Origin of the sequence: Streptomyces sp. CA-278952 (genome assembly GCF_028747205.1) — a bacterium.
Classification (GTDB): Bacteria; Actinomycetota; Actinomycetes; order Streptomycetales; family Streptomycetaceae; genus Streptomyces.
The window spans coordinates 7,835,421-7,853,841 of record NZ_CP112880.1; the positions used below are offsets into that span (position 1 = coordinate 7,835,421).

Below are 18,421 nucleotides of genomic sequence, written 5' to 3' on the forward strand. Positions count from 1 at the left end.
TCACCATCCGGTCCACAGCAGGTGGTTGATCAGCAGGGTCGGAATCGCCGACGCGGCAAGCCACCACCGCACACTCGGGCGGGGGAGCAGCGCCGTCGCCGGCAGCAGCCACAGCAGGAACGGCTGCCAGATGCGCTCGGTCTCCGCCTTGCTCATGCCGGAGAGGTCCGCGGCGAGCAGCGCCGCCAGCGCCGCCAGGACGAGCAGCGCCAGCCTCGCTTCCGGGGAGGCCGCCGCGGAGCCGCCCCGCAGTGCCCGTACGGCGCCGGGCGCGGCCACCGCGCTCCGGCGCAGCCCGGCGACGGCGGCGAGCCCGGCCGCGAGGGTCGCGCAGGCCAGGTTGGCCCAGACCCAGTAGCCGTACGGGCGGACGCCGCCCGCGCCCTGGTAGTAGCGCTCGACCAGCAGGTGGTAGGCGGTCCACCAGTTGAACCCGGCGAGCGTGAAGGCCACCGGGACCACGAGGGCGCCGAGCAGGAACAACGGCACCGGGCGGGCGGTCCGGGTGAGCACCAGCACCGCCAGCAGGACGGCCGCCATCAGCCCCAGCCCGTAACTGAGGTAGCAGGTCCACCCGAACAGCAGACCCCCGCCGGCCGCCGCCACGGCCGGGAAGCGGACCCGGCGGGTGGCGGCCAGCGCGAGCAGCGCCACCGACCAGGCGGCCACCGCCGTGAAGTAGCCGTCGGCGGAGACGCCCGCCCAGACGGCGGCCGGGGCGAGGACGAGGAAGGGCGCGGCACGCCGGGCCAGGCGCTCCTCGGCCAGCACGCGCACGGTGATCAGGGCGGCCAGCACCCCCGAGGTGCCCACCACGACGCAGAAGACGGCCGCCCAGGCGCCGCCACCGAGACCGATGCGGTCCAGCCACACGAAGGTCAGCGTCGCCCCCGGCGGGTGCCCGGCGATATGCGCGGGCCAGTTGCCGGGCTCGCCGATCACGATGTGGTTCGTGAAGTCGCGCAGGGTGGCGGGAATGTCCTCGAAGCGGTCGATGACCCGCAGGTACTCGTGCTTCGTGGTGAGCCGCTTCGCGACGCCCCGGTGCCAGCCGTCGATCAGCGCCATCGAGAAGACCCAGGCCATCGACCCGGCCCAGGCCGCGGCCAGCAGCCCGCGCCAGGGCAGCCGGGCGGCGAGCGCCGGGCCGTGGACGACCACCAGGACCGCCGTGACCAGAGCGGCCGGCGTGCCCGGCCCCAGGTGCGGGTCCCAGGAAGCCAGCAGCGGCGGCCACTGGGCGCGCAGACTCCCGTCCCGGTTCTGGATGACATGGCCGACGACCACAGCGGCCGTGACCAGCAGCACGCCCGCGGCGGCGGCGACCAGGTCGGCCCGCCCCGCGCGCCGGGCGCGGTCGTGGTCCGGTGGTGCGGGCGGGCCGTGCCCTGTGCCGCCGGCGGTATTCGTGGGGGTGGCGTTCTCGGTCTTCACGCTGGCACGCTATGCACACCGGGGGGCGATCGGGCGGTACGGCAGGGCCGCGTCACCGAACCGTCAGATCCGCCTTCCAGCGGCGACGACCGTTGCGGCGATGCCCGCCTCCCCGCCCTGCCGGCACGACGTCAGAATTTTGTCAGGAGTCGCGTCCGCCCGTCGGCGCCGATCCCCGCCTAGCGTCGGCGTCATGCCCGAACGCCGTCGCATCCGCTCCCTGGCCGACCCCTTCCGCGCCCCGCGCACCCCTGCCGACCCGGCATTCTGGCGCAGCCCCGTGCGGGGAGTGCGCTTCACCGCCGTGCTCGGCGTCATCCTGCTCGCCGGACTCACCCTGCTGTTCGTCACCGGTCTGCTCTCGTACGCGGCCTACAACCCCGACCTGAACCGGGTCAACGACAAGACCCCGGGCAAGGGGTGGCTCGGCTTCTACCTGTTCTCCTGGCCGACCGGCCCGCACTGGCTCTACCGGCTGACCCAGGGCCTGCACGTCACCGTCGGCATCGTGCTCGTGCCCGTCCTGCTCGCCAAGCTCTGGTCCGTGGTCCCCCGGCTCTTCGCGCTGCCGCCCGCCCGCTCCGTGGGCCATGCCCTGGAGCGGATCTCGCTGCTGCTGCTCGTGGGCGGGGCGCTGTTCGAGTTCCTCACCGGACTGCTCAACATCCAGCTGGACTACCTCTTCCCCGGGTCGTTCTACACCCTGCACTTCTACGGGGCCTGGGTCTTCCTCGCCGGGTTCGTCACCCATGTGGCGCTCAAGACGCCCCAGGCCGTACGGGTGTTGCGAGGCGGCATCCCGCGCGGCGGACCGGACACCCTCGCCGCCCCCGACCCGCTGCCCGCCACCCTGTCCCGGCGCGGCGCACTGGCCCTCGTGGGGGCCGGTTCGCTCCTTCTGCTGGTCACCTCGGCCGGTCGCAGTTTCGACGGGCCGCTGCGCCGCATCGCGCTCCTCACCCCGCGCGGCGGCACCGACCCGGGGGCCGGCCCGAACGCCTTCCAGATCAACAAGACCGCCGCCGCCGTACGGATCAGGCCCGCCGACACCGGTGAGCGCTGGCGGCTGACGGTACGGGGGCCGGCCGGGGAGTTCCGCTTCTCCCGGGCCGAGCTGCTGGCCATGGAACAGCACGGCGCCGCGCTCCCGATCGCCTGCGTGGAGGGCTGGTCGACCTCGGACCAGCGGTGGCGCGGAGTGCGGCTCTCCGACCTGGCGGCGCTCGCCGGATACCCGGGCCGGCCGCCGGGCGTGTTCGTCGAGTCGCTCCAGCGCAGCGGCTCGTTCCGCAAGGCCGCACTCCGCGACAACCAGGTCCGCGACGGCCGCTCGCTGCTGGCGCTGGAGGTGAACGGCGCACCGCTGTCGCCCGACCACGGCTACCCGGCCAGGATCATCGTCCCCGCCGTGCCCGGGGTGCTGAACACCAAGTGGGTCGAGACCCTGACGTTCGGAGAGCTGTGATGTCCACCCGAGCCGTACCGCCCGCGTCCGCCGGCCCCCGCCGTCCGCGTTTCTCGCCGCGCCGCCCGTACGGCGAGGGCCCCCTCCACCTGCTGCTGCTCACCGCCACGTTCTGCCTGGCCGGCTACGCGGGCGTACGGCTGCTGGACGGGGACACCGTCGGCGTGCTGCTCTGGTTCGCGGGGTCGGCCGTCCTGCACGACCTGGTGCTGCTGCCGGTGTACGCGGGGGCCGACCGGGCGCTGCGCGCCGCGTTCGGCCCCCGGCCGGCCCTGGTGAACTTCGTCCGGGTGCCGGCGTTCCTCTCCGGACTGCTCCTGCTGATCTGGTTCCCGCTGATCGCCCGGCGCACCGAACGGCGGTACGAGGCCGCCGCCGGCACCTCCCCGGACGTCTACTTCGGCAACTGGCTGCTGATCACCGGCGCGCTGTTCGCGCTCTCCGCGCTCTGGCTGCTGGCCCGGGCGCTCCGCTCCCGTACGGGCCGGCGCAGCGAGACGAAGGTCCGCCCCTCCGCGCCCCACTGATCGGCCGTGAGCCAGCCGCCGGCCCGGGCGTGCCGCAGCAGGGCAGGCGTCCCGATCCGCGCCCACGGGAACGGCTCGGCGTCGCGCGCGGAGGCGGGGGCGGTCCTTCCGTCCGTTCCGTCCCGGCCGTCGTCGAGACGGACCCGGACCCGTTCGTCCACGTCGACGGGGGCGGTCTCGGCGATCAACAGCCCGCCGACGCCGAGCAGATCGGCCGCCCGGTCCAGCAGGGCGGCCGGATCGCCCCCGATGCCGATGTTGCCGTCGAGGAGCAGAAGGGTGCCCCAACAGCCCTCCCCGGGCAGCGGGTCGAACACGCTGCGGAGCAGAGCGGCGCCGCCCAGCCCGCGCGTGCGGGCCACCGCCGCTTCGCTGACATCGATGCCCAGCGCCCGGTGTCCGAGCGAGGCCAGCTCCGCCACCAGCCGCCCCGGCCCGCAGCCGATGTCCAGCACCGGCCCCTCGCACCGGTGCAGCGCGGACAGGTCGGCGGAGCCCGCGTCGGAGCACCAGCGCTCGACGTCCAGCGGCAGCAGCCAGCCGTCGTTGCGGCGCAGGAACAGCGGACCGCGGCCGGTGCGCAGGGCGTTGGCGTACGGGTCGGCGCCCCACGGAGCGGTGCGGACCGGGGCGGCGCCGGGGGCATCCGTGGAGCCGAAGGCCGCTCCGTGGGCGTGGGCGTCCGGGGCCTCGACGCGGTCGGCCGGGGCCGGGGAGGCGAGCCCGGACGAGGGCACGGTCGTACTCATCGCACCCCCGCCCCGGTCAGCCGGCCGAGCGCCGCGGCGAACCGGCCGCCCGGCGCCGCCGACGCGACCCGGTGGGCGTCGGCAGCGGTGTCCACGTCGACCAGTACCGGCAGATCGCGCACGGCGAGCCCCGCCTCCACCAGTCTGCGCCGCTGCACCGCACCCGTATCCGGGACGGACATCGGCACCCCGCGCAACAGGGCCGGATCGGGATCCGCCAGGCCCAGGGCCCAGAAGCCGCCGTCCTCGGCCGGACCGAACCAGGCCCCGACGTCATCCCAGCCGCCCGGGGCGAGAGCGGGGGCGAGCAGATCGGACGTGATCTGCGGGGTGTCCATGCCGACCAGGAGGGCCGGCCCCGTACACCCGCCGAAGGCCGCGGCGAGACGCTCGTCGAGACCGCCCGCGCTCTGCGGCACCACCTCGAAGCCCGGGGGCACCCAGGGGCCCGGCCGCCCGTCGAGGACCAGGACACGCCGCCGGGCGGGCAGGGCGAGCACGGCGTCCAGGGTGTCCGCGAGTGCCGCGGCGGCGAGCTCGGCGGCCTCGGCGGGGGAGAAGGGTGGGCAGAGCCGGGTCTTGACCCGCCCCGCCACCGGCTCTTTCGCGATGACCAGGAGCTCCGTGGGCCCGTACGCGCTCATCGAACCGCCTCCGTCCCCGCGCGCCGGGCCCGGTCGGATGGCCGGTCCGCCGGTGGCTCCCGCAGCACGCCGCGCATGTCGCGCACCGCCTGCCAGGTTCCGCGCCAGGTGCCGGTCACCTTCGACTTCCCGGTGCGCGGCCGGTAGGGGACGTCGCTCTCGGCGACCCGCAGTCCGGCGTCCGAGGCCCGGACCACCATCTGGAGCGGATAGCCGCTGCGCCGGTCGGTGAGGTCCAGGGCGAGCAGATCGCTCCGGCGGGCCGCCCGCAGCGGGCCGAGGTCGTGCAGGCGCAGACCGGTGCGGCGGCGCAGCATCCGGGCCAGTGCCAGATTGCCGGCGCGGGCGTGCGGCGGCCAGGCGCCCCGGCCCTCGGGGCGGCGGCGGCCGAGCAGCAGATCGCAGTCGCCGTCCGCGATCCGCCGCACGAAGCCGGTCAGCAGCGCGGGGTCCAGCGAGCCGTCGCAGTCGCAGAAGCAGACGAACTCGGCCTCGGCGGCGAGCAGCCCGGCGTGGCAGGCCGCGCCGAACCCGCGCCGTTCCTCCGTGACGACGTGCGCGCCGAGGGAGCGGGCGAGCTCGGCCGAACCGTCGGTCGAGCCGTTGTCGACCACGATCGCGCGCCAGCCGGCGGGGACGCGATCGAGCACCCAGGGCAGCGCGGCCGCCTCGTCGAGGCAGGGCAGCACGAGGTCGGCCCTGGGGAGGCCGGTGTGCGGGGCGGGCGGGAACGGAAGAGCGGCAGAAGAATCGGTCACCCGCATCACCCTACGGAGACAAGTCCGGCATTCAGGGCATCAGGTTCTTACGAAACATGGACATCGGCCGGATGGGGGGCGGTCGGCCCCGGAAGTCCCGGGGCGAGGGTGCCACAGTGGACGCCATGGAGAACACCCCGCCCGCCCGGCATCCGGCGCCCGTCCCGCAGGGGGCGCGCGGCCGGGTCCTCGTCGTGGACGACGACCCCACCGTCGCCGAGGTCGTCGTCGGCTATCTGCACCGCGCCGGCTACACCGTCGAGCAGGCCGGCGACGGTCCCACCGCGCTGGCACGGTTCGCGGCACACCGGCCCGACCTCGTCGTCCTGGACCTGATGCTCCCCGCCATGGGCGGGTTCGAGGTCTGCCGCCGGATGCGTGAGCAGGGGCCGGTCCCCGTCATCATGCTCACCGCCCGGGGCGACGAGGAGGACCGCATCCTCGGACTGGAGACCGGCGCCGACGACTACGTCACCAAGCCGTTCAGCCCGCGCGAACTCGTCCTGCGGGTCGACTCCGTGCTGCGCCGCGCCCGGGCCGCCGTACCGGCGGACGGGGCCGGCCCGCTCTCCGGAGGCGGGCTGAGCCTCGACCCGGCGGCCCGGCAGGCCTACCGCGACGGGCGCGGACTGGCCCTGACACTGCGGGAGTTCGACCTGCTCGCCTTCCTCCTCCGGCACCCCGGGAAGGCGTTCGGGCGGGAGGAGCTGATGCGGGAGGTCTGGGGGTGGGACTTCGGCGATCTGTCGACGGTCACCGTCCACATCCGCAGACTGCGCGGCAAGGTCGAGACGGATCCCGCCCGCCCCCGGCTGATCCGCACCGTGTGGGGCGTGGGCTACCGCCTGGACGCCGAAGCGGACCGTACGGAGGAGGGTGTGGCCGCCGCCCCCGCGCCGCCGGCCGGGGGCCCTTCGCGGTGAAGAACGTCCTGCTCGTCGCGGACCGGTCGGTGAGCACGGAGTGCGGCTGACCGGCGACCGGATCGACGAGGGGCCGGTGGAGGCGGACGGTGAGGAGAGGGGCCGGTGGAGGCGGACGGCGAGGAGAAGGGCCGGGTCCTGGGCGATCTCCTGATCAACGCCATCCGCCCCACCCCGCCCGCCCCACCCCGCCCGCCCCACCCCGCCCGACGCACCGCGGCCGTCGAGGCGCACGCCGGGCGCGCCGAGGTGCGCAACGTACAGGGCGGCTGCCGCCTCTCCGTCACGCTCCCGACAGCGTGACGGCGCTCTCCTCCCGGCTGCCCGCCGAACCCCGCAGCGGAGCCGCCGCGAAGTCCCGCATCCCCTCGGCGAAGGAGACCCGGGGCCGCCAGCCCAGCTCCTCGCGCAGCGCCCGCGAGTCCGCCGTGACATGGCGGACGTCCCCCAGGCGGTATTCCCCGGTCACCACCGGGTCCGGCCCGCCGTGCGCGCCGGCCAGCGCGGCGGCCATCTCCCCGATGGTGTGCGGGTCGCCGCTGCCGGTGTTGTACGCGGCGAAGGACGCGGGCCGCCGCTCCCGTACCGCCTCCAGGGCCACCGCGTTCGCCGCCGCCACGTCATGGACGTGGACGAAGTCGCGCCGCTGGCCCCCGTCCTCGTAGACCCGGGGGGCCTCGCCACGCGCCAGGGCCGAGCGGAAGAACGAGGCGACACCGGCGTACGGGGTGTCGCGCGGCATCCCCGGCCCGTACACGTTGTGGTAGCGCAGCGACACCGCCCGGCCGCCCGTCGCCCGTGCCCACGCGGCGGCGAGGTGCTCCTGGGCCAGCTTCGTCGACGCGTACACGTTGCGCGGGTCCGCGGGCGCGTCCTCGGCCACCAGACCGGGCGTCAGTTCCGCCCCGCAGTCCGGGCAGTGCGGCTCGAAGTCCCCCGCCCGCAGATCGGCCTCCGCGCGCGGTCCGGGGCGGACCGTGCCGTGCCGGGGGCAGGCGTAGCGGCCCTCGCCGTAGACGACCATCGACCCGGCCAGCACCAGGTCCCGGACCCCGGCAGCGGCCATCTCCGCCAGCAGCACCGCCGTACCGAGGTCGTTGCACCCCACGTACAGCGGGGCGTCCGCGAAGTCCTTGCCGAGGCCGACCATGGCCGCCTGGTGGCACACGGCGTCCACCCCGACCAGCGCGTCCGCCACCACTCCCCGGTCCCGGACGTCGCCCACGAGCACCCGGTCGCCCGGCGGCACCGGCGGCGCGCCGCCGGGGTGGGCCGAGGGCAGCAGGGCGTCCAGCACCACGCTCTCGTGCCCGGCCGCGGCGAGTGCGGCGACGACATGTGACCCGATGAACCCGGCTCCGCCGGTGACCAGTACGCGCATGACCGCCACGCTAGGGCCCGGCGAGCCGTCGGGCCGGGCGCGGCGCGCACCCGTCACGGGTCCGTAAGGAGGTGTCCGACGTCCCGGTCAGCGCACCCGCTGGCCGGGGGCCGCGTCGAGCCGCACGAAGGGGATGGCGCGGCCGGCCCGCCGGTAGGCGTCCGCGCTGCCGTCGGCGACGTCGAACCCCAGGAAGGCGCACAGCCGACGGGCGGTGCGGGGGTGGGCGGGGGCGTAGCGGGCCATGATCTCGCCGCCCTCGTCCGCGCTCGGGAAATGGGCGGTGACGGCGTAGTGGCGGTTGCCGACCTGGATCGTGGTCTTCGGCGAGGCACGCAGGTTGCGGTACCAGGCGGCCTGGGGGCCGAAACCGGAGGCCAGAAACCAGGTTCCCTCCCCGCGGTCGTGCGCAACGACCTCCAGGGCCACCCGTCGGTCCAGGCCGCTGTTCCGGCCGGTGTGGTGCAGGAGCAGCAAGCGCCGGCCGAAGACCGGGCCGAGGCCCACGCGGTAGAAGGCGATGGGCAGGCGGGCGAGGCGTCGCCGCCAGCCGCGCGGCAGGGGCGGACGGCTGGGGCCGGTGTGTTGTCGTGGCGTCATCACAACGCCTCCTCTGGACGCGAACGGGAGTCGGCGGCACAGCGGGCCCCGGCTCGACTCTTAGCCTGTGCAATCTTTGCACAGTCTAAATCCAGGAGACGTGGAAGACCGAGGGGCGGTCCACGCCCTGCCGGGAGCAGGGTAGAAAGGTGCCATGGCCAGGAAGCCGGCTCCTGCGGAGCGCATGGACGATGTGGACGCCGTGACCGGGGCGGTGCTGACGGCATCCCGGCTGCTGGTCGCGGTGTCGGCGCGCTCGCTGGCGGACGTCGAGGAGCGGGTGACGCTGCCGCAGTTCCGGATGCTGGTGGTGCTGTCCTCGCGGGGTGACACCAAGCTCGTGGCGCTGGCGGAGCTGCTGGGAGTGGCGCCGTCGACGGCGATGCGCATGGTCGACCGGCTGATCGCGGCGGGCCTCGCGGACCGGCAGACCAATCCGGACAACCGCCGGGAGACGCTGCTCCGGCTCACGGAGGAGGGGCGTCGCACGGTCGAGAACGTCACCGCGCGTCGACGTCAGGAGATCGCGTCGATCGTCGAGCGCCTGGCTCCGCACCAGCGGACGGCGCTCGTCGAAGCGCTCACCGACTTCAACCGGGCGGGAGGCGAGCCGCCGGCCCCGCTGCCGGACGAAGGCGCCGGACCGCACCCCCTGGGCTGGGGCGACGCGACGACGGCGGGCTGACCGGCCGGCCGCGATCCGTCGGCGCCCTGCCCCGCGGGCGGGCGGTGGTCCTTCCGGACGTGCTCGCCACGGACATCACCCATATGGTTGCACCTTGAACAATTCATGTCGTGAGAGAGGAGCGTTCCCTTGAGCGATCGGCCGGTGGGCGACATGGCGGGCGAGCGGCCGGATGCCTGGGATGGCGCTGGACGCCATCCTGGACGGCGTGCCGTTCGTCGCGGTGGGTGCTCTGGTGGGCGCGAAGCGGGACGCCTTCTACCGCCTGAGGCGAGGCAACCTCCGGCTCGGCGCGCTCTTCGGCGCGGCGCAGAGCGCGCGCCGCCGGACCATGGCGCCGGGCCGGAAGAAGAAGGCGGAGCTCAAGGGGTATCGGCTGGTCCGCATCGATGCCCCGCCGGCGCCGGGCGCCGACCCGGTCCGCTGAGCGGGCGCCGGGCGGCAGCCCGCCCGGATCAGGGGCGGCCGGTGAGGTAGCCGCCCATCGAGGTGAAGTACTCGGTCGCGGGCAGTTCGCGGCCGTCCTCGGTCCGTACGCGCGTGATCGCGAGGCCGTGATTGCGGCCGGTGCGGGCGTCGGCCCCGGCGACGATCACCACGCCCTCGCCCTCCCGGTAGAACACCCGGCCGGGTGTGCCGCCGTAGCGGTTCTGCGACACGACGGCGGAGAGGACCTCCAGCCGCCGGCCCCGGTGGAAGGTGAAGGCGCTGGGGTAAGGGGCGGACTGGGCGCGGATCAGCCGTTCGAGATCCTCGGCGGGCCAGTTCCAGTCGATGCGGATGTCCTCGGCGGCCCGCTTGTGGAAGAAGGTCGCCTTCGACCGGTCCTGCGGGGTGAACTCGGTCTGTCCGGAGGCGATGAGGGCGAGTGCGCCGATGGTGACCGGGGCAATGAGATCGACGGTGCGGTGGAAGAGGTCGGTGGCGGTGTCCGTCGGGCCGACCGCTATCGCCTCCTGGCGGACGATGTCGCCGGCGTCGAGTTCGTCGTCCATCAGGTGCGCGGTGACGCCGACTTCGCTCTCGCCGTTGATCAGCGCCCAGATCAGGGGCGAGAATCCCGCGTACTTCGGCAGCAGCGAGTCGTGGACGTTCAGCGTGCCGTGGCGGGGGAGGCCGAAGATGCGCGGCGGTATCCAGGTCCGCCAGTTGTTGGCCACGATGATGTCCGCGTCCGCCTCCTTGAGGCGCTCGAACAGCTCCTCGTCGTCCGGGCGTTCGCGGATCAGGACGGGAACCCCGTGCTCCTCGGCGAGATCGGCGACGGAGTCGCTCCAGATCTTCTCGTACGCGTGCTCACTCCTGGGGTGCGTCACGACCAGCACCACCGAGTGCTCGGATGCGAGGAGGGCCTGCAGGGTGCGGTGCCCCCAGGTCTGGTAACCGAACATGACGACCCGCATGGGTTCCTCCTCGGGGCAGGGATGGGCCGGGCAAGTAAAGCAAGCCTCACCTGAGTCGGCAACACGGCATGCTGTCGTCCGTGCTTGACGGACCGTCAGGGCGCCCTCACCCCATTTGCCCTATCGACAAGGCGTGTTAGTCAGCTTAGGCTCGCCTAAGTTGAGGTGGGCGGTTCCGTCGGCCTGCCCGCCTTTCGCCACCAACCCCCACGCCTGACAGGCGACTTTCCCAGACGAATGGGAGTGACATGTCACAGGTTCTTCCTGGCGACACACCACTGGTCCACGACCTCATCGGCATCGGCTTCGGCCCGTCGAATGTGGCCATGGCGATCGCGCTCAGCGAGCACAACAGCAAAGTCGGCAGGCAGGATTCGGTCACCGCCCACTTCTTCGAGCAGCAGTCGAGCTTCGGCTGGCACCGCGGCATGCTCATCGACGACGCCACCATGCAGGTCTCCTTCCTCAAGGACCTGGTGACACTGCGGAACCCGGCCAGCGAATTCAGCTTCCTGTGCTACCTGCAGAGCAAGGGCCGGCTGATCGACTTCATCAACCACAAGAACCTCTTCCCGCTGCGGGTGGAGTTCCACGACTACTTCGAGTGGGCCGCGGCCAAGGTCGACGACCTCGTCTCCTACGGCCACGAGGTCGTCGCCGTCACACCGTTCGTGTACGACGGGACGGTGGAGTACCTCGACGTGACCGTCCGGTCCGCGGAGGGGCCGACGGTCCACCGGGCCCGCAACCTCGTCATCGGAACCGGGCTGCGCCCCCTCATGCCCAAGGGTGTGGAACGCGGCGAACGCGTCTGGCACAACTCCGACCTGCTGCGGAAGGTCGACGGCCTCGAGAACGCCTCGCCCTCGCGGTTCGTCGTCGTCGGCGCCGGCCAGAGCGCCGCCGAGAACGTCGCCTATCTGCACCGCCGTTTCCCGGACGCCGAGGTCTGCGCGGTCTTCTCCCGCTACGGCTACAGCCCCGCCGACGACAGCAGCTTCGCCAACAGGATCTTCGACCCCGGCGCGGTCGACGACTACTTCGCCGCCCCCGAGGAGGTCAAGAGCCGGCTGATGGCCTACCACGGCAACACCAACTACTCCGTGGTGGACATCGATCTGATCGACGACCTCTACCGCCAGATGTACCGCGAGAAGGTGCTGGGCACCGAACGGCTGCGCTTCCTCAACGTGTCCCGGGTCACCGGAGTCGAGGAGAGGGCCGACGGGGTCCGGGCGACCGTGAAATCCCTGGTGACCGACGAGGAGTCGGAACTGGACGCCGACGTCGTGGTGTTCGCCACCGGATACAGCCCCGCCGACCCGCTCGGCGTCCTCGGCGAGGTCGGAGAACGCTGCCGGCGCGACGATGCCGGCCGCGTACGGGTCGAGCGCGACTACCGGATCGTGACCGACCCCGGCCTGCGCTGCGGCATCTACCTCCAGGGCGGTACGGAGCACACGCACGGCATCACCACCTCGCTGCTCTCCAACACCGCGATACGGGTCGGCGAGATCCTGGACTCGCTGCTCGACCGCCGGGTCAAGTCCACCTCCGACGAGTCCCGGCCGGTGCCGGAGGGGACCGGCGCCGCCACCCCGCGCTGAGCGCTGTCCGTCGAACTGCCGTCGTCGCCCGCCCGGCGACCTGCCGGGTGGGCCCCGCGGGACCGCTCCGATCAAAGGGATATCGTTCCTCGACATGTTCACGACTGAGGTGGAGCGCCCCGTGCCCGGGGGGACGGCCGACACCCGCCGACGGCGGGTCGTCGGGCTGGGCGTCCTCACGGTGGCCCTGGTGATCGCGGCGGCGGTGTCCTTGGCCGTCGGGGCGCGCGCGTTGAGTCCCGCCGAGGTCTGGCACGGGCTGCTCGCGGACCCCGGGCCCGACCAGAAGCTCACCGAGATCCGGCTCATCGTGCAGACCGTGCGTGTGCCCCGCACGGTCCTGGCGATCGTGGCGGGCCTGGCCCTGGGCGTGGGCGGCGCGCTGATCCAGGGGTACACGCGCAATCCGATCGCCGACACGGGACTGCTGGGCGTGAACGCCGGAGCCTCCTTCGCCGTGGTGTCGGTCATCGCCCTGTTCGGGTTCACCGACCCGTTCCAGTACGTCTGGTTCGCCTTCGTGGGCGCGGGGATCGCCGGCGTCGTCGTCTTCGGCCTGGCCAGCATCGGCAGGGGCGCGGGCAACCCCCTGACCCTCGCTCTGGCCGGACAGGGCGTCACGGTGTTCCTCGCGGCGATGACCACGGCGGTGGCCCTGTCCGACCAGAAGTCGCTGAACGCGCTGCGGTTCTGGAACGCGGGCTCCGTCGCCGGCGTCGGCTTCGACGTCATCTGGCCGGTGACGGGGTTCATCGCCGTCGGGCTGCTCCTGGCGCTGATCACGCTGCCCGCCCTCAACCTGCTCAACCTGGGCGACGATGTGGCCCGCGGCCTGGGAGTGAACATCGCGGTGAGCCGGACGATCGGCATCGTCGCCATCACGCTGCTGGCGGGGGCCGCGACGGCGGCCAGTGGCCCCATCGCCTTCCTCGGGCTCATGGTGGCCCACGTGGCCCGTTATCTGACCGGCCCCGACTACCGCTGGCTGGTGCCGTACGCGGGGCTGCTCGGCGCCGGCGTGCTGTTGGTCTGCGACATCGTGGGCCGCCTGGTCGTGCGGCCGGGGGAGCTGGAGTCGGGCGTCGTCGTCGCCCTTCTCGGAGCCCCGTTCTTCGCGCTCCTGGTGTGGCGAGGAAAGTTCAGGAGCGCATGAGGCGGGTTCACGAGCACATGAGGGAAGTCCAGGAGCCCATGAGCGGAGCCGAAGTGCGGGCGTCGATGCCGCCGGGCGTACGGCTCGGCCAGGTGTCGTTCGTCTGGCGTCCCTGGCTCGTACTGGTCACGCTGGTCCTCGGGGCGGCGGCCTTCCTGGTCTTCTGCCTCTCCATCGCCGTCGGCGACTTTCCCATCGGCCTCTCCCGGGTCATCGCCACCCTCTTCGGCCGGGGCGAACAGGTCGACGCGTTCGTGGTCATGGACCTCCGGATGCCCCGGGCGCTGGCCGGTCTCATCGTGGGCATCGCCCTGGGCCTCTCCGGGGCCATCACCCAGTCCGTGGCGCGCAATCCGCTCGCCAGCCCGGACATCCTGGGGATCACCACCGGCGCCGGCGCCGTCGCGGTGTTCCTGGTGACGACGACGGGAGGGACCGCTGCGGCGATCGCCGGTTCGGTCGGGCTCTCCTCGGCGGCCCTCCTGGGCGGCCTCGGCACGGGGCTGCTGGTGTACTTCCTCGCCTGGCGGCGCGGGATCGACGGCTTCCGGCTCATCCTCATCGGCATCTCCGTCACCGCGGCGATGCAGGCCATCACGGTGTGGCTGCTGGCCTCCGCCGACATCCGGGACGTGGCGCGCGCCCAGGTGTGGCTGATCGGCTCGCTGGACAACCGGAGCTGGGACGAGGTCCGGGTGGCGTTCTGGTGCAGCCTCGTCCTGCTCGTCGTCGTGGCCGCGGTGGCCTTCCCGTTCAAGCCCATGCACCTCGGCGACGACGTCGCCGCCGGGCTGGGCGTACGGTTCACGCGGGTTCGGGCCGTCCTGCTGCTCTGCGCCGTCCTGCTGGCCGCGGTGGGGGTGAGCGCGGCGGGTCCGGTGCCGTTCGTCGCCCTGGTGGCACCGCAGGTGGCGATGCGTCTGGCGCGTCGGCCCACGCCGCCGTTGATCGCCTCCGGGCTGGTGGGCGCGCTGCTGCTGATCGGCTCGGACCTTCTCGCCCGCGCGGCGCTGCCGATCGGTCTGCCGGTCGGGGTGGTCACCGCGGTGATCGGGGGGCCGTTCCTCGTCTACCTGCTGGTACGGGCGAACCTCCGATAGATGGTAGAAGTAAGGCTAACCTCAACAAGGGGGGCTTGTGGCCGCTCAGTTCACCGCCCGGACCGAAGCCGGCGTCGAGGACGTCCCACGGCTGGCAGCCAGGGGCATCACCGTCGGATACGGCGACCGCACGGTCATCGACAAGCTCGACGTAACCGTTCCACCGGGGGTGATCACCACGATCATCGGCCCCAACGGGTGCGGGAAGTCCACCCTGCTGCGGACCCTGAGCCGGCTGCTCAAACCGGCCGGCGGTTCCGTCGTGCTGGACGGCGAGGACATCGGCAGGCTCCGTACCAGGGACGTGGCGAAGAAGCTCGGACTGCTGCCGCAGGCGCCGGTTGCGCCGGAAGGGCTGACCGTCGCCGACCTCGTAGCCCGCGGACGCCACCCGCACCAGAGCTGGCTGCGGCAGTGGTCCTCCGACGACGCCGACGTCGTGCGGCGCGCGCTGGCCATGACCGGCGTGGCGGACCTGGCCGACCGGCCCGTCGACTCGCTCTCCGGCGGCCAGCGCCAGCGCGTGTGGATATCGATGACCCTGGCTCAGGGCACCGACCTGCTGTTGCTGGACGAGCCGACCACCTACCTCGACCTGGCCCACGCGATCGACGTACTCGACCTGGTCGACGATCTGCACGAGTCGGGCCGCACCGTGGTCATGGTCCTGCACGACCTCAACCTGGCCACGCGCTACAGCGACAACCTCGTCGTCATGCGGGCGGGAGCCGTCCTGGCGCAGGGACACCCCCGGGACGTGATCACCGCCGAGCTGCTCCACGAGGCGTTCGGGCTGCGCGCCGAGGTGATCGACGATCCGGTGGGCGACCGGCCGCTCATCGTGCCGATCGGCCGCACACACGTCCGGCGCGAACCGTGGAACGGGCCTGCCCCGGAGGGCCGCTGACCTCCCGGCGGATCCAACTCCTCGTGACCGGCGGAAAGTTGCCCAGTTAGGCTAGGCTGACCTCACTTGGTCGGGATACAGTCTGGCTGCCCTCGTACCGGGGCGCAGTGGACAGCGCGAAAGCAAGGGATTCTGGATGTCTCTCCATCGAACGACGCTTGTGAAGCCGTGGCAGCGGCTGGCCGCGGCCGTGTCCGCCGCGACCCTCGGCGTCGGTCTCCTCGCGGGATGCGGTACCGATGCGGCGGACGAGAAGAACGACGACGCCCCTGCCGCCGCCGGGGGCGCGTTCCCCGTCACGGTGGAGCACGCGTTCGGATCCACCGAGGTCAGCAAGGCTCCCCAGCGGGTCGTCACCGTCGGCTACACCGACGACCAGGCCGTCCTGGCGTTGGGCGTCAAGCCGGTCGGCATGGTCGACCAGTACCCGAACCCGGCCGGGCAGACGCCCGACATCAACACGCAGTGGCCCTGGGTGAAGGACCAGTGGGGTGACACCCGCCCCGAGGTCGTCATGAAGAACGGTGACGCGGGCCCCAACTTCGAGAAGATCGCTTCCCTCCGGCCGGACCTGATCATCGCGGTCTACTCCGAGGTCGACAAGGCGGCCTACGAGAAGCTTGCCAAGATCGCCCCGACCGTGGGCCGCACCAAGGGCGAGAAGGAGCTCTTCAGCGCCCCGTGGCAGGACAACGCGGTGCACATCGCCAAGGCGCTCGGCAAGGAGAAGGAGGGCGCCGAACTGGTCAAGGGCATCCAGACCAAGCTGGACGCGGCCAAGAAGGCGCACCCCGAGTTCGGCGGACAGAAGGCCGTCGCCCTGTCCTGGTACAAGGACTCGATCTCGGCGTTCACCTCCACGGACGTGCGCGGCCGCCTCGTCACGGGCACCGGATTCGGCTACCAGACCGAGATCGACAAGATCGCGGACGGCGGCTTCTCCGCCGAGCTCTCGCCCGAGCGCATCGACCTCGTCGACGTCGACCGGATCTTCGTCATCAACGACAAGGCCGACACGGAAGCGCTGAAGAAGTTCGAGCTGTTCACCAACCTCCCGGCCGTCAAGAACGGCAAGGTCTCCTACCTGCTGGACAGCGAGGGACCGGCGATCGGCGCGGCGATGTCGCAGGGCACCCTGCTCTCCCTGCCGTACGCGATCGACGAGCTCGTCGCGTCGGCCAAGTAACGATGACGATCCGACGCTCCCTCCCTCGGCTCCCTCGGCTCCCTCGGCGAGAACCGGTCTCCGTGTGACTACGACCAGAACCACCCCCCTCGCCGGGACGACCCTGCGCACGGCCACCGGACGCGAGGCCACCCGCTGGGTGGCCGAGCACTGCCGGCGGGCACGGTGGCTGACCGCCTCCACGGTGCTCACCACGGTCGCCGGGGCCGCGCTCCAGGTGCTCCCGGTGCTGCTCCTCGGCCGGGTCGTCGACGGGGTGGTCGGGGGCGAGTCGCGCTCGATACTGCTCACCGTCGGGGTGCTGATGGTGGGTGCGGCGCTCCTCGGCGCGGCGGCCTCCGCGGCCTCCACGTACCTGATCGGGAGACTCGGCGCCGAACTGCTCGCACGGCTCCGCGAGGAAGCCGTGCGAGCGGTTCTGGGGATGCCGAGCGCACGCGTGGAGCAGGTGGGGCGGGGGGATGTGCTGTCCCGCGTCGGCGACGACGTGGCCGTGCTCTCCAAGGGCATCCGTACGGCCATCCCCACCGTGTTCTCGGCCGGAGTCCTGGTGGCCATCGCGACGATCGGCATGTTCGGTCTCGACTGGCGGCTCGGCCTGGCGGGAGCCGGCGCCCTGCCCGCCTACGCGCTGGCGCTCCGCTGGTACCTGCCCCGCTCGGCGCCGCTCTACCGCGAGCAGCGGGTGGCCCAGGCCGATCGCGCGCAGGCTCTGATCAGTGGACTGAACGGCATCGACACGGTCCGCGCCTACCGTATGGAGGACTCCGTACGGGAGAAGGTGACCAGCGAGTCGTGGCGGGTGCGGAACCTCGGCGTCGAGGTGTTCCGCTTCTTCGGACGGTTCGTCGGCCGGGAGAACCGGGCCGAGTTCATCGGCCTCGTCCTGATCCTGGTCGTCGGGTACGCCCTGCTGGAGGCGGACGCCGCCACCCTGGGCGAGGTGTCGGCCGCCCCGCTGATGTTCCACCGCCTGTTCACCCCGCTCGGCGCCATCATGTTCACCTTCGACGAGGCGCAGAAGTCCGGCGCGAGCCTCACCCGGCTGGTCGGCGTGTTCTCGGAGCCCGCCGAGAAGCGGCTGGTGGGCGACGGCTCGGTGGCCGCGGCCGGCGACGCGCCCTACCCCGTCACCGTACGGGACCTGACGTTCACCTATCCCGGGGCCGAGGACCCGGTCCTGCGGGGCGTGTCCCTGTCCATCCCGGCCGGGGGCTCCCTCGCCCTGGTCGGGGCGACGGGCGCCGGCAAGTCGACCCTGGCCGCGCTGATCGCCGGGATCGGGAGACCGCAGGCCGGGTCGGTGCGCATCGGGACGCACGACCTCGCGGGGACGGACGAGGCCGGCGCGCGCGCCCTGGTGAGCATCCTGACCCAGGAGACCCATGTGTTCTCCGGCCCGCTCGCCGACGACCTGCGGCTCGCCGCTCCCGACGCGAGCGATGACGAGCTGAGGGACGCGCTGCGCACGGTCGGCGCCGGGGGATGGCTCGACCTGCTCCCCGACGGTCTGGACACCACGGTCGGCGAGGGCGGCGAACGCCTGGACGTCACCAAGGTCGCCCAGATCGCCCTGGCCCGGCTGGTGCTCGGCCGGTCACCCGTGGTCGTACTCGACGAGTCGACCGCGGAGGCGGGCAGTGAGGGCGCGGCCGAGTTGGAACGCGCCGTGCTGGCCGCCTGTTCCGGCCGGACCACGCTGTTCGTGGCCCACCGGCTGACCCAGGCGATGGCGGCGGACCGGATCGCCGTGCTGGACGCGGGGCGCGTGGTGGAGGAGGGGACGCACAGCGAACTGGTCGAGCTGGGCGGCCAGTACGCCCGGCTGTGGCGTGCGTGGCGAGAGGGCAGTTGAGCGCATTCCGGCCGAGAGCCGGGTCGATTCGCATACCGCGGAAG

Annotated in this window: 17 protein-coding genes and 1 pseudogene; 11 read left to right on the top strand and 7 right to left on the bottom strand. The window is 72.9% G+C overall.

The window, feature by feature from the left end; translation table 11 throughout:
* Positions 1 to 1,434, bottom strand: a complete 1,434-nt coding sequence (locus tag N7925_RS34360) for a hypothetical protein (RefSeq protein ID WP_274346203.1) — start codon at positions 1,432 to 1,434, stop codon at positions 1 to 3.
* Between the two features lie 193 nt (positions 1,435 to 1,627).
* Between N7925_RS34360 and N7925_RS34365 the strand changes: the two genes are divergently transcribed.
* Positions 1,628 to 2,899, top strand: a complete 1,272-nt coding sequence (locus tag N7925_RS34365) for a molybdopterin-dependent oxidoreductase (RefSeq protein WP_274346204.1) — start codon at positions 1,628 to 1,630, stop codon at positions 2,897 to 2,899.
* 394 nt (positions 2,900 to 3,293) lie between these two features.
* Here N7925_RS34365 and N7925_RS34370 read toward each other — a convergent pair whose 3' ends face one another.
* From N7925_RS34370 to N7925_RS34380, 3 genes are read right to left on the bottom strand one after another with little or no spacing between them, the layout of a single operon-like run.
* Complete coding sequence (locus N7925_RS34370; protein ID WP_265603421.1) at positions 3,294 to 4,175, bottom strand: class I SAM-dependent methyltransferase; 882 nt, start codon at positions 4,173 to 4,175, stop codon at positions 3,294 to 3,296.
* The gene (locus N7925_RS34375; RefSeq protein WP_265603422.1) at positions 4,172 to 4,819 is read right to left on the bottom strand and encodes a TIGR04282 family arsenosugar biosynthesis glycosyltransferase; all 648 of its coding nucleotides are present in this window, start codon (positions 4,817 to 4,819) and stop codon (positions 4,172 to 4,174) included. Before N7925_RS34375 ends, N7925_RS34370 begins: the two co-directional genes overlap by 4 nt.
* Positions 4,816 to 5,583, bottom strand: coding sequence for a glycosyltransferase family 2 protein (locus N7925_RS34380; protein ID WP_274346205.1), 768 nt, complete (start codon positions 5,581 to 5,583; stop codon positions 4,816 to 4,818). Before N7925_RS34380 ends, N7925_RS34375 begins: the two co-directional genes overlap by 4 nt.
* A 119-nt stretch (positions 5,584 to 5,702) precedes the next feature.
* On the opposite strand from N7925_RS34380, the gene N7925_RS34385 reads away from it, so the two are divergent.
* Together N7925_RS34385 and N7925_RS36275 are read left to right on the top strand one after the other, a co-directional pair.
* Positions 5,703 to 6,500 (top strand): response regulator transcription factor, encoded by a 798-nt coding sequence (locus tag N7925_RS34385; RefSeq protein ID WP_274346206.1) that lies wholly within the window; start codon positions 5,703 to 5,705, stop codon positions 6,498 to 6,500.
* Positions 6,487 to 6,803: pseudogene (locus N7925_RS36275) on the top strand (hypothetical protein); the annotation flags it as partial. The gene N7925_RS34385 and the pseudogene N7925_RS36275, both read left to right, overlap by 14 nt.
* Here N7925_RS36275 and N7925_RS34395 read toward each other — a convergent pair.
* Positions 6,784 to 7,881 (bottom strand): NAD-dependent epimerase/dehydratase family protein, encoded by a 1,098-nt coding sequence (locus tag N7925_RS34395; RefSeq protein ID WP_274346207.1) that lies wholly within the window; start codon positions 7,879 to 7,881, stop codon positions 6,784 to 6,786. The pseudogene N7925_RS36275 and the gene N7925_RS34395 overlap by 20 nt on opposite strands.
* An 87-nt stretch (positions 7,882 to 7,968) precedes the next feature.
* On the bottom strand, positions 7,969 to 8,481 hold the full coding sequence (locus N7925_RS34400; protein WP_274346208.1) for a nitroreductase family deazaflavin-dependent oxidoreductase: 513 nt from the start codon (positions 8,479 to 8,481) through the stop codon (positions 7,969 to 7,971).
* A 154-nt stretch (positions 8,482 to 8,635) separates the two neighbouring features.
* Between N7925_RS34400 and N7925_RS34405 the strand changes: the two genes are divergently transcribed.
* Both N7925_RS34405 and N7925_RS34410 read left to right on the top strand, forming a co-directional pair.
* Positions 8,636 to 9,166, top strand: a complete 531-nt coding sequence (locus tag N7925_RS34405) for a MarR family winged helix-turn-helix transcriptional regulator (RefSeq protein ID WP_274346209.1) — start codon at positions 8,636 to 8,638, stop codon at positions 9,164 to 9,166.
* A gap of 181 nt (positions 9,167 to 9,347) precedes the next feature.
* Positions 9,348 to 9,593: a hypothetical protein gene (locus N7925_RS34410; RefSeq protein ID WP_274346210.1), complete on the top strand. Its 246-nt coding sequence runs from the start codon at positions 9,348 to 9,350 to the stop codon at positions 9,591 to 9,593.
* Between the two features lie 28 nt (positions 9,594 to 9,621).
* On the opposite strand, the gene N7925_RS34415 is transcribed toward N7925_RS34410, so the two are convergent.
* A complete protein-coding gene (locus tag N7925_RS34415) occupies positions 9,622 to 10,569 on the bottom strand; it encodes a methionyl-tRNA formyltransferase (protein ID WP_265603429.1) in 948 nt (315 codons plus the stop codon).
* Positions 10,570 to 10,817: 248 nt separating this feature from the next.
* Between N7925_RS34415 and N7925_RS34420 the strand changes: the two genes are divergently transcribed.
* The 6 genes from N7925_RS34420 to N7925_RS34445 all read left to right on the top strand — a co-directional run bounded on the left by N7925_RS34420 (position 10,818) and on the right by N7925_RS34445 (position 18,377).
* Positions 10,818 to 12,176, top strand: a complete 1,359-nt coding sequence (locus N7925_RS34420) for a lysine N(6)-hydroxylase/L-ornithine N(5)-oxygenase family protein (protein ID WP_274346211.1) — start codon at positions 10,818 to 10,820, stop codon at positions 12,174 to 12,176.
* A gap of 94 nt (positions 12,177 to 12,270) precedes the next feature.
* On the top strand, positions 12,271 to 13,329 hold the full coding sequence (locus N7925_RS34425) for a FecCD family ABC transporter permease (RefSeq protein ID WP_265603431.1): 1,059 nt from the start codon (positions 12,271 to 12,273) through the stop codon (positions 13,327 to 13,329).
* A gap of 38 nt (positions 13,330 to 13,367) precedes the next feature.
* Complete coding sequence (locus N7925_RS34430; protein WP_274346212.1) at positions 13,368 to 14,429, top strand: FecCD family ABC transporter permease; 1,062 nt, start codon at positions 13,368 to 13,370, stop codon at positions 14,427 to 14,429.
* Between the two features lie 37 nt (positions 14,430 to 14,466).
* Entirely contained in the window at positions 14,467 to 15,336 is an 870-nt protein-coding gene (locus N7925_RS34435) for an ABC transporter ATP-binding protein (RefSeq protein ID WP_265603433.1), read from the top strand.
* Positions 15,337 to 15,472: 136 nt separating this feature from the next.
* On the top strand, positions 15,473 to 16,522 hold the full coding sequence (locus tag N7925_RS34440; RefSeq protein WP_274346213.1) for an iron-siderophore ABC transporter substrate-binding protein: 1,050 nt from the start codon (positions 15,473 to 15,475) through the stop codon (positions 16,520 to 16,522).
* A gap of 64 nt (positions 16,523 to 16,586) precedes the next feature.
* On the top strand, positions 16,587 to 18,377 hold the full coding sequence (locus tag N7925_RS34445) for an ABC transporter ATP-binding protein (RefSeq protein WP_274346214.1): 1,791 nt from the start codon (positions 16,587 to 16,589) through the stop codon (positions 18,375 to 18,377).
* Positions 18,378 to 18,421: the final 44 nt, after the last annotated feature.